The sequence below is a fragment of the Bacillus sp. FSL K6-0268 genome, assembly GCF_038005425.1.
GTDB lineage: Bacteria > Bacillota > Bacilli > Bacillales > Bacillaceae_G > Bacillus_A > Bacillus_A thuringiensis_S.
In genome coordinates this window covers 52,737-65,272 of record NZ_JBBOTF010000004.1, presented here as the reverse complement: position 1 = coordinate 65,272, position 12,536 = coordinate 52,737, and the positions used below count along the sequence as shown (strand labels likewise).

Genomic DNA, 12,536 nt, shown 5'->3' with positions numbered 1-12,536 from the left:
TAATTTCAAGAATCATTTTTTCATAAATATTCATAAAAATCCCCCTAATTATGTATAATCGTTTGCCGAAATGTATTTTTCTAAAATTAAAAACAGTAATTAAACTAACAAAAGACACCTTTAAAGGTGTCTTTTGTTAGTTTAATTACATATTTTCCATATTAACCCATTCCTCCAGGGTCGCTTACCACTCTAGTTCCTATGTTCAATTCTCCTGTTTTAGCTACATATTTCTCACTCGTAATAGTTTTATATTCACCAATTGCCCCACTAATAAACATTACCAACATGATAGCTACAAGTATCCTCATAATACGCCCCCAAGGCATTGTTTATTTTTATACTCTTCATATACTTTTTTAGTATATTGCAAAAAGAAATAATCCTTTTTTTCAATGCACATTTCATTTGCTCTAGCGAGTAAGTTTAAATTATTAGTAGCCTGCCCCAAATAACATGTCTGTATTGCCGAAAGCTCCCCTTGTTCTTCTAAAAGCTTTTTTAAAATCCTTATTGCTTTCTTCATTTTACCTTTTAAAATCCAATACAAAGCTAATTCGGCTGGATGTAGATCTTCTATACAAATAGTATCCAAATCTCGATTATGTATTAATTTCAAGAAATTTAAATTATTTAAAGCAATTCTATACTTCAACTCACATTTATACTCTCGTAAAACTTGTAATCCATTAGACAAATATCTTCTACTTTCTTCATAGTTCCGAAACATACTTTCTTCCCCTTTACGTACATCCATCATAGCTGATACTACAGGGAAAAATTTCAATTCTTTATTTTCATGTAATTGTTTATGACTTTCTGTAAACCCTTTTACATCAAAATTCCTTAATAACAAATATCCCCATATATCATCAATCCACATTATGTATATAGAATATATTTCTTTGCCTCTTAATTGTTCTATATTTTCTTTTACTCTTTCTACATAAACTTGCAACATACCAAAATCTCCAATATCCCCTGCAGCTAATAAATAGAGAATATCACATAAAATTCCCATTTCCACTTGTTCTTTTGTGCTAATATTCGCTCTAACTTTTTCTAGTTCTTTTAGAATTTTCTTATTACATTGTTGATCCGCTCTTTTTTTAAATAATTTAAAAAGATTTGCGTAATGTCTTATATGTGGTTCATGATGTGTACTAGCAATAGTAATTAAAGTCTTTTGCATTTGCTTGTAACCATTAATATATGAAATAACAAATAAAAGTTTTAAATTACAATTAATATTCTTTTTATAATCAAAAAAAACATTTGAGCAATATAACTCGATGTTTTCTTTTTGTTCATTAATTAATATTTGAGTAAACTTATAAACTGTATACATAGATATTTCTTTATTATGTGTGAAAAAATCAGTAAATACAGAACTAGAAGCATTAATTTCCTTTGCTAGACCATTTTGGGTATAGAGTGAATTCTCCAGGATTTTTTTCAAAAATATTCGAATATCTTTCATAATAATAACAACCACCTATAAGACTGATTTTTCAGAAAATATACTCAGATATTATTATAACACAACTAATATTGAAGGACTATTGAGAAAGTTTTCTCCAATAGTCCTTCAGATACTTCCGTACAATATTTTCATTGCAGTGTTGATATTATTCGGGAATCGCTTTAAAATAGATATTAACTAAAAAAAACCCCACTCACCACATTTTTAATTGGTTTCAGCTTACCAGGCACAGTACCAATTAAAACGAAATAGAAAGTAGAGGTTTCTTCTTCAAACTAATTATTCACTTATCATACAGTATAACATGTACTTGATATTCTGTGAATACAAACGCCTATTTTCTAAAATTTTCATCTGAGTTGGGAAAATGGGAGGATTTTTCATGTTTACAAGTCAGCCAAAAGTAGCTGCAAGTGATTTTACAAACGGTATTCAAATTGGCACAAACTCATTTCAAACAAATATGCACTTTAAAAAGACTAATACACCGTCTAAGTTCCTCATGCATGGACCAAAGTTTTTTGACGAGCTTCGTATCTATTTACTGAAAAATAACAAGCTTGGCGAATATGCTTTGCCATCTTCTGCTTTAGCTACACTCATTTTACTTCATTATAAGGTAGATGATTTAGGGCGACTTCCTCGTAACTTTACATTATCGATAATCGCCAATGAATCTGATATCCCTTATTCTACGATTCATACAGGCTTTCAAGCCTTGCTTCATGCTGGGCTAGTTCGAGAAATTTTCATTCATGGCATTCCCGTATATGAAATTTGTAATTATGCAAGGTACAATCGTACTGCAAAAGAAGGGAATACACATGCGGACAAACTCTCTTATTTCCGTATTCCCAACTTATTATTAGAGACTTCTATTTTAAAAGAGTTAGTTTCCCATCGCGACAGCAAAGGTATTATTGAACTTTTAAATCTATGTAATACTTTCACTCGTGAGCTTAAATTTAAGAGTAAAGATTCCATTGAAACATACACGTTACCTCGCTACATGGACGGCTTAAAGGAACGTTTAGGGCGTAATGCAAAAAAAGTTCGTAACTACATAGAGATTATTTCGCCAATCTTTACATTTGATGCTGCTATAAAAAAGGTTAGAAACCCACGTAAAGGACGCATAGCTCGTATACGTGAAAAGATTCAACAAATCGTTATCACGAAATTTACGGTTAGTATGAATCCTGCATGTGTGATTGAAAATGACCGAGCTGAAATTAGACAAACTGAAGCTAAAATGCGTAAAGAAGCAACAGCCCGTCTTGAATCCATTGGCATAGCATTAACCAATAAAGATCGTAAAGACATTGTTGTTTCTTATAAAGGAGAAGTATCACGAATCGCTACATATATTAAAAACAAACAACTTCGTGATGATTTTATGACTTATACCATGAGTTATGCAATGGATCAATGTGAAAGTTTCTTAGCACTTGGAGAAAAAATAAAATCAATCGGTGGCATGATACGAGCAAAACTGCGTGAATCGTTTGTTCCATGGGCGGAACGATATTTAGACGATGATACACGTCATGCACTTGTACTGGAACTCGTTTCTCATGATATTGATGTACCTGATGCTTTCCGCCTTACTTAAATTTTTAAAAATGAATAGACTATATGCCTTGTTCAAAAAAAATCATTTGGACAGGGCTATTTGTCATGTTGAAATCAATTAGACAATCATTCTATTACCTTATAATTCTTAAAAACAGTAGGGTTATTTTTCCTCCCCTAACTGTTTTTTTATGTTTCTATATACTAGATTACGTTTTAATACTTGTGGAATTGTTAGTAAACCTATAATTCAATTGTGTAAACCTTAGTATATTGTTATAAAGTTTGTGTAAATCTGCATAGTTTGTAGCTGTAGTTATGGATAAGTTGGTATTCCGATTCAATTTTTTAGACAATTTATCTGGTCTTAGAGCCACAAGAGTTTCCGAGGTTCTCTTTTTATCTATATAGTATTTGTATCTTTTATATTATTAATGAGACTTTTATATAGTATTTGAAATTAGTACTTAATAAATGAATTTATACATAAACAATTGAAAAATTAATAAACATTCTATTTTTTCATATATTTAAAATTTATAGGGAACTTTGACAAAGCTCGTAAATAGAATTAAAATTTTTAGGGAAGTTCGACTAGTTTTAGCGAAGCACAAGGGTTTTCATAAATCCCCAGAATTGCTACAGCAACTCACGTAATCTTCAAATCTTAAATTAGAAGTTGATTGTATGAGTCAAGTCATGCCCCTTAGAACGGACGTATACGGGGCATTTCAGACGTTTGGGACATACATTCAAGAAAAAGAATGACCGAATATTGTATTCAACCCGTGATGTAGAGCTACTTAAACAACTGATGGAGTTACATATTCAGGAATTGTGAGGACACAGTAGACAACGTGGACGAACAATATAAACATGTTAATCAACCTCAGAACACCCCTTCACCAATTGACACGGCAAATAAGATAGCAAGAATCAGGCAAGAAATGGAGGAATTACGGAAATATGTAGATGAAAGTATAAAAAAACGAGATAAATTGTTGCTGCAAACATTACGGGAAGTATTAGAATCAAAACAAAAGAAAAAAAAGAAATGGTGGCAATTTTGGAAGTAATTCTTCTCCTGTTTAATTGTGGAAATCAATTTTTTTAAATAAAGAGTCTTAGATAATAATTATTATCTAAGACTCTTTATTTTTGATTAGACACAAAAATTCATAGAACGAGAGCCTTTGTATTTAAATTAGTTTCCAGAAATAATATATAAAATTTGTAGAGAAAGTAGTAAAAGGAACTGATTCTATAATTAGAAACGTAGAGTTTTCTTTCATATTAAAAGTGATCAAAGTATAAAAATAACTTTTGGTCATCATTAAGTGATTGAAAGGTAATTCGTTCTGTTGTTTTTCTTATCTCTAAGAACACCTTATCACTAAATGTTGTTTAAATAACTTATTAATTACAAAAACAACCTTTAAAAATACTTAGAAGTAATAAAAAAGTAATCATTTTGAGTTTTTTGATAAAAACATGATTGTACCACTAGGAAAAACGTGGTAAAATATCATTAAAGCATTGATAAGTAATGTTTTTGTGATCAATTAGTTTTTACAAAAAGAATGGAAGTGTTATTAAAAGGAGAGATAAATATGAGTATGGTATTTCACTTAAAAGCGGATATTGGAAATAGTACAGTTAAGTTCAAAATTGAGGATAAAGTTCAAAAAGTTCCAAGCGTATACAAACGTTTGTTCAAACCTCTTACTCCAAGTGAAACTGACATCGAAAAATGTGTTGTGAATTTACTAGACGAATTAAATGTCCATATTACAAGTTCTTCAATTAAACGTAGTGGCCAATTTCTTGTAGGAAAACGTGCTATGAATTTTGCTAAAGATACAACCACAATGGATATTGAAGAAGGGGGAAAACATGAAGATGATCTACCGATTATTCATTTAGTTAGTATCGTGGCTGCAAAGGCAATCCAGAAGGATTTTGGAGAAACTAGAAATTTACCCAAAACACTTGATGTAAAAGTGAATCTAACTACAGCTATCCCAGCTAGCGAATGGAAACCGGAACACGCTAGAGAGTTAGAGAAAAGATTTGTGGAAAAATCACATATTGCAATCGTAGATGTTGCCGAAGAAAAAGTGACAGTAACAGTTAATTTTGAAAAAGTAACAGTAACACGCGAAGGGGTTCCGCCATTATATCGAATGATCCGTGCGATTGCTGACAGCGATAATAAAATGTTTGATAGATATGTAGAGTTTTGTGAAAAAGAATTAAAGTATAGTAAAGATGAAATTCAAAATTTATTGACTGTAGAAGTATTCTCTACAAAGAAAATTCTTCATGCTGATATCGGTGATGGAACAACGGAATATATCTATACAGATGGTTTAAATCCAATTCCAGATTCTTGTACTGGTGAACGAAGAGGGATTGGACACGCATTACTAGAGGCAATCTCATTATTACAAGACAAAAGGCCAGGAGTTGGAGAACTTACTCGCCAACAATTTGCTGAGATTTTATTGAAAACAGAGCATAAATTCCATAAAGAATCTAAAGAATTTTTCTATGAAACACGCTTTGTGCAAGCTGAAAACATTTTACGTGATATTCGTAATAAATACAGAAACAACACGGCTAGTGAAGCTGAAGTAATTGCAATCTATGGTGGTGGTTCAATTGCATTAGAGGATGACTTAAAAAATGAATTAGTATCATTCTGTAAGAAAAACAAACTAGAATTGCTATGGATTCCAGCTGAATATGCTGTTGATATGAATATTGAAGGCTTAGATGTACTAGCAAATGAAGTGTTAGTTTAGGTAGGTGGTAAGGTATGAAAGCAAAAGGAAAACCAGAACAATATGGATGGAAACTAAAAAAAGTAAATGATCCGGATTTTTGGGAATGGTACGAAAACCAAGATAACATAGGTGACTCATTAGTAACTTTGGCACAATTTTTCATTAAGCAATATGGCACGTTAGATGTGAAAAGTTTTGAAGCACAACAAGCAATGCATAGAGATTTATTGATGAAAGATGAATTCTATCAAGAACTTCACCAAATGAAAGCTTTATTGCAAGGTAATACAGTTATGACCGTTCCTCAAATGACTGTTGAAAAACCATCTGTTCAAAATGTTAAGTCTTCAAAAAATGAACCAGTAGAAACAGAGAGTGTAAGTGAAGAAGAAACGAAACCAAAAGTGAAGCAAGAATTACCAAAAAGAAATTTATTTGGCGGTGTAAATAAAGAAAATCTGATTTAAAAAATCAAATAAAAACCTTCTTACTGATAGATTTGAAGTAAGAAGGTTTTTTTACATTTGTTTTATCAGGATATTTGAAATTCTCGAACGCTAGATGTTACCGTAGGTTCTTTCAGTTCATCTTCAGAATCATCTTTTTGCCTTGGAAAGTTCTGTGTAATCTCATTGTTCACATATGATGAAATGGAAGAAAATAATAATTCGCGTTCTTCCAGTGATAGATGTTCAACATCAAAACATTTTTCTATTAGTTCGCCAGTATCTTTGCACAACTTATCTCGGTTTTTCTTTTCTTCAGCCTTTGCTTTTCTTTTCAAATCTCGTTCTTCTTCTTTTAATCGTTTCATTTGTTCTTCTAGTTCTTGTAATTTTTCTTTTGCACTTTTCTTCGCCATATTGGACGCCTCCCTTATTATTTTTATTCTTCTGTTTGATATTTACGCAATACATAATTGTCTCGAATGATTTTTTGTTTTTTTACCATTGCTCCAAATTGTAGTGCAATTTGTTCTGCTTCTTCTACGGAATGACAATCAAAATATTTTTCAAATATAGCCCCTGTTTCAATCAAACGCTTTGTTCGCTCTTTTCTCAATTCTCCACCATTCACTCTTTTTTGTAGGTCATGTTTTTGTCTTTTCAGTATGGTTTTCTTTCTTTGAATTTCTTGAAGCTTAGCTTCAATGCTTTTTTCCTTCATGGAAAACTTCTCCTCAGAAAAATCCTATTTTTTCCAGAATACCATTGTCAGAAGATTATGTAAAGTGGTATAATTATTCCGAACAGTATTTTGTGAGTGCGCATCTATACACCTTACTACGTAGGTGTTCGAAGCGTACTCGCTAACGCTCGATCCAAAATCTAAAAATATATTGACCCGCAGGGGCATTTGAAAGGAGGAGAAAGTGATATGGCGATATTTTATTATGATGTAAATATATTAAATAAAGCTGACCATTCAGCAGTTGCAACCGCAGCATATGATTCGGATCAAAGTTTATATTCCGAACGTGATGATGAAATTAAAAAATATCGTCCTCGTGAAGTTGCACCTGAATCCTATATCCTTGCTCCTTCTCATGCTCCTGTATGGGTTAAAGATCGCGAGAAGCTATGGAATGAAGTAGAGTTTGTGGAGAAACAATGGAATGCACAATTAGCTCGTCGTCTTATCTTCGCTTTACCAGTTGAACTTTCAGAACAAGAACAAACTGAAATTCTTTTACAACATTGCCAAGAATGTTTTGTAGATGAAGGAATGGTAGCTGATATTTCCATTCATCGAGAACATGCACATAATCCACATGCACATGTTTTATTAACAATGCGTCCCTTCAATGAAGATGGAACATGGGGATTGAAAAAGAAAAAAGTAAATGGAAAAACTGTTTCCATGACAACTTGGAATGATCGAGGTAACGTCACAAAATGGCGTGAAAATTGGGCAACTCTTCAAAATGAAAAATTCTTAGAAAAAGGTTTAGATATTCGTGTTTCTCATGAGTCATATGAAAAGCAAGGATTAGATATTGTTCCTACAAAACATATTGGATATAAATCATATGCAATGGAACAAAGAGCGAAAGAGCAAGCCTTGAAAGAGGGAAAAGAATATAAACCTGTTACGCATTATGGAAAAGAAAATGCAGAAATTGCAAAGTATAATGACGAATTAAGAAAGCTCGAAAAAGAGGAAGTCATTCTTCTTGAAGAATATAAAAAAGAAAAACAAAATCAAAGACAACAATTTGATTTCAAAATGCAATTGACTCCTGATGAAAGAATCGCTGTAGAAAAAGTAAGGAATCGTGTGAAGCGATTTGTTGATTATAAAGTAGCATTAGATACTGCACAATCTCTTGGAAATTGGAAACGAAAATTAGAAAAACAGGAACGTGAAATTCAAGCCGAAAAGAATATCTTAAATCGTGCGAATCACACTTATAAAAGCGAAAATGATAAACAAAATATTGATTATTATGGATTCCATGTTGAAGAAAAACTGTTTGCACAGCAAATGCAAGAAAGAATCTCAAATTTACAGGAAAGAACAAATGAATTAGAGGAAGAGAAAAATAAATTCGATGATCTATATACATCTGTTCACACCGTTATTTCTCTTCATAAACAATTTGTAGAACAAGAATTTGAAACCTTGTATGAGGGGAACTATCAAGAATTAGATACCCTTGAAAAGTATCATGTTTTACAACAATTCACAAAACACGGAATTGTGATGAATGATGAAGAGATACAAACGTTTATCACAACATTACAAAGTGAAAATCAGAAGTTATATGATGTAGATTTAGAAAATGCAAGGCGTTCTTTTGTTATTACTGGTTTATCTGTTCGTAAAAAACAGAATGAACATCGTTCAGCTTTAAAAACAAAAGATGTTGAGAAGACGTATGGCACGGTGACAAAACTAGAAATACTAAAAGTTCACCAAAAAGCATACGAAAAAGAATTGAAAAAACAACTGTATCAGAATTTGTCTCCAGAGCAAGTCGAAGCATTTGAATTTGTTTCTAAACAAGAAAAACAATTTGTTGCGGATTATGCACAAGTAGCATTTTTACAACGTGGATTTTTGCAACAAGAAAGACAACTTCAACGAACAGAAAGAGCGTTAAAAGCCGAAAAATCGTTATTACAAGAAGTAGTTGCAACTCAAAAAGAACATCCAAAAGAAATTGTGAAATATGGATTCACTGTAGAGAATTATCAGCAAGAAATGAAAGAACGTTTTGCTTTGCTATCATCTAAAGCAACAAAATGGAAACAAGAACAAGAGAAATTTGAAGCATTAAAATTAAATTTTGAAAAGGTGTCACACGTTCACAAGGGAATTGTGGATAAAGAATTTGATGCAATTTATGGAACGAATGATGAACTTAGTACAATACAGAAATATCACTTAGTCCAAGAATTTAAACAGTACAATGAAAAAGTTGACACGCTAGATTATGAAGCATTCTTTACAGAAAAAGGTCTTCGTCAAGATCATATACAGCATAAAAAACCATCACAAGAAGAGTTGAAACGTTCGATTACACTAACAGGATTTGCGATTTTAAAACAGGAACGTTTGAAGAAAGAAGCTCTTTCAAAAGGAAATATAGAACAAGTATATGAAGCATTGAAAAAAGTGAAAGAATTACACTTGCAAAAAGAGGAACAGCTTATGGCATATAAGCCATATCTGTATACGCAATTACATGGTGAAGAGAAACATGCTTTTGATATCGTAGAACAAAAATTGCATACATTCCCTGTAGATTATCGACAAGTTCTTTCTATACAACAATCCGTAGCATTTACGGAAAAACGATTAGAACGACGTGAAAAAGAGTTGAAAGTTGAAAAGGCCGTTTTACAACAAGTTGTAGAAGTTCACCGTGAAGAACCAGAAGAAGTCGTGAAGTATGGATTTACTGTAGACAATTATCAGCAAGAAATGAAAGAACGTTTTGATGAATTGTCCATAAAAGCTCATACATGGAAAGAAGAAAAAGACAATTTAGAAGAACTGAAACAGCATGTACAGGTTATAACGAATGTTCACGAAAGATTATTGAATCAAGAATTCAATCAGGTGTATACAGAAGATATGGAACGTACAATGATTGAAAAATATCACTTGATTGAAGAATATAAGCAATATCAAGAAATCGTAGCCCCTGCTCACTATGAACAGTTCTTTGCAGAAAAGGTGTATAACAAACCTGTAGAACCAGAAGTGGAAATCACTCCTGAAGAGCAAATCGAAAAGATACGTAAAACTATCTTGGGGTTAGGTGGATTGATTCGAAGAGAAGAAGCGACACGGGAAAAATTCATGGAGAAATTGGATGTAGGTCTTGTGAATCAGCTAGCACAAAAAGTGCAATCTCTTCTATCCAATAAAGAAGCTGTAAAAGAAGTAGAGGATGAAAAGACAGTTGGTTTATATGAACTGACGAAGAAAATACAGTCTCTTGTCCTTAGAAGAGATGAAGCGTATCAGGCGTATAAACAACTGTTTGCTGAGAAAGAAGGGTTATCTCATACAGAAGTGCAAGCAATTGAAAAAGTCGAGCAATTAGCGGAGAAACACATTTTAAGCTATCAAGATGTTCAATATATTGAGCGCAATTGGCAATATGAGAATAAGCAATTGCAAAATGAAAAAGAGGAACTGCAAGGAGAAAAAGCTGTCTTGCAACAGGCTCATGAAGCATACAAGATATCCAAGCGTAGTGTTGCGGAGCACGGATTCCATCCAGCTACATTCTTGCAAGAATTTCAGCAAAAATTTGATACATTAAAAGTGGCTGCGTTTGAAATACAGGGGAAATTAGAAGCGCATGAACAGTTGAAAGAACAACTGGATATTGTAACACAGGTTTATGAACGATCTGTATCGAATCAATATCAACGTGTATTTGGAGAAGAGATAGACCTGAAACAAAATACAGTAGAAAAACTGTATCATATACAGGCGTACCAATTGTTTGGGCATAAAGAGGAACAAGCAAATGAGCGAATGGTATATGTACAAGAGAAACTTAGCAAACAAAAAGAGCCAACTATATATGAGCAAGCCAAACAATTATATGCATCACTTCGTATTAATCAATTAAGCACTTGGAAACAAGAGAAAGTGAAAAGAGATGCGACTGAGCATAGAGATTATCCAACGATTTATGAAGCGAGTAAGAAATTAGAGCAATTGAAATTGCAAAAGGCATCTTTAGAAGCGGATGTTGAACCATTACTTGCATATCAACAACTATATTTAGAAAAACAGTTTCCACATTATATAAAAGCGATTCAAGCATTAGATGGGGTTATCATCAATGAGATTGCTGAAAGAGTTCGTATGAAACAAGAATGTGGTGTGAAGTATATTAGCTTTAGACAAGAGCTGAAAGCATATGAGAAAGAAATCCAGCACAACCAAGATAAGCAACAATCATTCTCTCCATATACGAACCGTTCCCTGTTAGACAATGTGTTAGTGGCGTTAGAAGAGGTAAGTCAGGAACGAAACAAGCGTAGATTACAAAAGGGACGTTCTAGAAGCGGAAGACGTGTACACACAAAACGTTTAGACACGGATTTAGAGTTATAGCATGAGGAAGGAGAAGAGATTTTTCTCTCTTCCCCTTCTACTCTATATAGAAGGGAATGATTCGTTGTGACAGGTTATTTTATGATGGATATTTGGTTAAGTCGTTTGACGATGATGTTTGTATTTGGGATATTTGTGACAATCCTTTGGCGTATTATTCGCATTTGGTTTCGAGGGTTTTTGGCTTGGATCGTTATAATGGGGATAGGATATGGCATTGTATATATGTTCGTGTATATTCGACAATTTAGTGATATGTAGTGGAAATTTGAATGAAACCACTGTGTGGATAATCCTTTAAATATAATATTTGGAAAATTTTTATTATTTTATATAATTAGAATATAAAATTAAAAAGGAGTGTTGAAATGCCCGTTTCTTTTACACCAACTCAACCAATGAAGAAAGTAGAATTTGACTTTGAAGGTTATTTAGATTATTTAGGAGAGCATATAGGTAGTTTATCTTTTTTCCCAGAATGGAAAAAATATTGGTTAGAAACTTTTTTAGAGCAAGAAGAAGGATTAGATGAATACATGAAGAAGTTTCCTAACTCGAACCCCATTTTGCAAAGACTAAAATATTATCCAGATTTTGCATTGTACAATGAAAATTATGAAATGTTTCAGTTTGAGCATGTAACAGATTACGGGACATTTGTTTTCCATTTTGATGTGGAACGGGTGAGACATTTTCTATCTTCCAATTCCATGCAAACAGAAACAATTCAATTGAAGGATTTATATATTGATCCTGAAACTCCAGTAATAAGGGAGAAGTTACAAGATAAAAGAGAACCATATTTTGTTAGAATTTATGGGACTCCACAAGCATATATTTGTATCGATGGAAACAAGCGTATTCAGGCTAAAATCCAAGAAGGAAAAACGTCCTTTACAGGGTATGTATTTACACCAGAACATCATGAAATTTTATTTTTTGGATTAACAGAAGTATACTATTATATTTTAAATTATGAAGTGGATATGATCCTACGCTTAATGAATGAGGGGCAAGCAGAAAGAGACATCTATGAGGTCACTCAAATGGCTTTACAAGCCCAACAACAAAATATGTAATAAAAATAAGCTATTCCTTACATTCGTGTGAAA

Annotated in this window: 11 protein-coding genes; 7 read left to right on the top strand and 4 right to left on the bottom strand. The window is 32.5% G+C overall.

Annotation, left to right across the window (positions count from 1 at the left end; translation table 11 throughout):
- Nucleotides 1-161: 161 nt before the first annotated feature.
- Entirely contained in the window at nucleotides 162-311 is a 150-nt protein-coding gene (locus tag MHI28_RS34485) for a hypothetical protein (RefSeq protein ID WP_340829059.1), read from the bottom strand.
- Entirely contained in the window at nucleotides 308-1,480 is a 1,173-nt protein-coding gene (locus MHI28_RS34480) for an AimR family lysis-lysogeny pheromone receptor (RefSeq protein WP_242317005.1), read from the bottom strand. Before MHI28_RS34480 ends, MHI28_RS34485 begins: the two co-directional genes overlap by 4 nt.
- Before the next feature lie 466 nt (nucleotides 1,481-1,946).
- On the opposite strand from MHI28_RS34480, the gene MHI28_RS34475 reads away from it, so the two are divergent.
- The 4 genes from MHI28_RS34475 to MHI28_RS34460 all read left to right on the top strand — a co-directional run bounded on the left by MHI28_RS34475 (nucleotide 1,947) and on the right by MHI28_RS34460 (nucleotide 6,308).
- Nucleotides 1,947-3,095 carry a hypothetical protein gene (locus MHI28_RS34475; RefSeq protein ID WP_445661818.1) on the top strand — a complete coding sequence of 383 codons (1,149 nt, stop codon included), beginning with the start codon at nucleotides 1,947-1,949 and terminating at the stop codon, nucleotides 3,093-3,095.
- A gap of 817 nt (nucleotides 3,096-3,912) precedes the next feature.
- Nucleotides 3,913-4,131: a hypothetical protein gene (locus MHI28_RS34470; RefSeq protein WP_340829050.1), complete on the top strand. Its 219-nt coding sequence runs from the start codon at nucleotides 3,913-3,915 to the stop codon at nucleotides 4,129-4,131.
- Between the two features lie 534 nt (nucleotides 4,132-4,665).
- Nucleotides 4,666-5,859: a ParM/StbA family protein gene (locus MHI28_RS34465; RefSeq protein ID WP_065487105.1), complete on the top strand. Its 1,194-nt coding sequence runs from the start codon at nucleotides 4,666-4,668 to the stop codon at nucleotides 5,857-5,859.
- Nucleotides 5,860-5,873: 14 nt separating this feature from the next.
- The gene (locus MHI28_RS34460; RefSeq protein WP_340829047.1) at nucleotides 5,874-6,308 is read left to right on the top strand and encodes a hypothetical protein; all 435 of its coding nucleotides are present in this window, start codon (nucleotides 5,874-5,876) and stop codon (nucleotides 6,306-6,308) included.
- A 65-nt stretch (nucleotides 6,309-6,373) separates the two neighbouring features.
- On the opposite strand, the gene MHI28_RS34455 is transcribed toward MHI28_RS34460, so the two are convergent.
- Both MHI28_RS34455 and MHI28_RS34450 read right to left on the bottom strand, forming a co-directional pair.
- Complete coding sequence (locus tag MHI28_RS34455; protein WP_098679087.1) at nucleotides 6,374-6,703, bottom strand: restriction endonuclease; 330 nt, start codon at nucleotides 6,701-6,703, stop codon at nucleotides 6,374-6,376.
- A gap of 23 nt (nucleotides 6,704-6,726) precedes the next feature.
- Nucleotides 6,727-7,008 (bottom strand): hypothetical protein, encoded by a 282-nt coding sequence (locus MHI28_RS34450; RefSeq protein ID WP_340829044.1) that lies wholly within the window; start codon nucleotides 7,006-7,008, stop codon nucleotides 6,727-6,729.
- A gap of 210 nt (nucleotides 7,009-7,218) precedes the next feature.
- Here MHI28_RS34450 and mobQ point away from each other — a divergent pair, with 210 nt between their 5' ends.
- The 3 genes from mobQ (at nucleotide 7,219) to MHI28_RS34435 (ending at nucleotide 12,503) form a co-directional block, all read left to right on the top strand.
- Nucleotides 7,219-11,424 (top strand): MobQ family relaxase, encoded by a 4,206-nt coding sequence (mobQ, locus tag MHI28_RS34445; protein WP_340829041.1) that lies wholly within the window; start codon nucleotides 7,219-7,221, stop codon nucleotides 11,422-11,424.
- 66 nt (nucleotides 11,425-11,490) lie between these two features.
- A complete protein-coding gene (locus MHI28_RS34440; protein WP_086409964.1) occupies nucleotides 11,491-11,685 on the top strand; it encodes a hypothetical protein in 195 nt (64 codons plus the stop codon).
- Nucleotides 11,686-11,792: 107 nt separating this feature from the next.
- Entirely contained in the window at nucleotides 11,793-12,503 is a 711-nt protein-coding gene (locus tag MHI28_RS34435; protein WP_340829038.1) for a hypothetical protein, read from the top strand.
- Nucleotides 12,504-12,536: the final 33 nt, after the last annotated feature.

Excerpts from the sequence above, each read along its gene's own strand:
- MHI28_RS34475 (WP_445661818.1), top strand. The coding sequence starts at position 1,947 with ATGCACTTTAAAAAGACTAATACACCGTCTAAGTTCCTCATGCATGGA.
- MHI28_RS34460 (WP_340829047.1), top strand. The coding sequence starts at position 5,874 with ATGAAAGCAAAAGGAAAACCAGAACAATATGGATGGAAACTAAAAAAA.
- MHI28_RS34485 (WP_340829059.1), bottom strand. The coding sequence starts at position 311 with ATGAGGATACTTGTAGCTATCATGTTGGTAATGTTTATTAGTGGGGCA.
- MHI28_RS34480 (WP_242317005.1), bottom strand. The coding sequence starts at position 1,480 with ATGAAAGATATTCGAATATTTTTGAAAAAAATCCTGGAGAATTCACTC.
- MHI28_RS34435 (WP_340829038.1), top strand. The coding sequence starts at position 11,793 with ATGCCCGTTTCTTTTACACCAACTCAACCAATGAAGAAAGTAGAATTT.
- MHI28_RS34450 (WP_340829044.1), bottom strand. The coding sequence starts at position 7,008 with ATGAAGGAAAAAAGCATTGAAGCTAAGCTTCAAGAAATTCAAAGAAAG.
- MHI28_RS34465 (WP_065487105.1), top strand. The coding sequence starts at position 4,666 with ATGAGTATGGTATTTCACTTAAAAGCGGATATTGGAAATAGTACAGTT.
- mobQ (WP_340829041.1), top strand. The coding sequence starts at position 7,219 with ATGGCGATATTTTATTATGATGTAAATATATTAAATAAAGCTGACCAT.
- MHI28_RS34455 (WP_098679087.1), bottom strand. The coding sequence starts at position 6,703 with ATGGCGAAGAAAAGTGCAAAAGAAAAATTACAAGAACTAGAAGAACAA.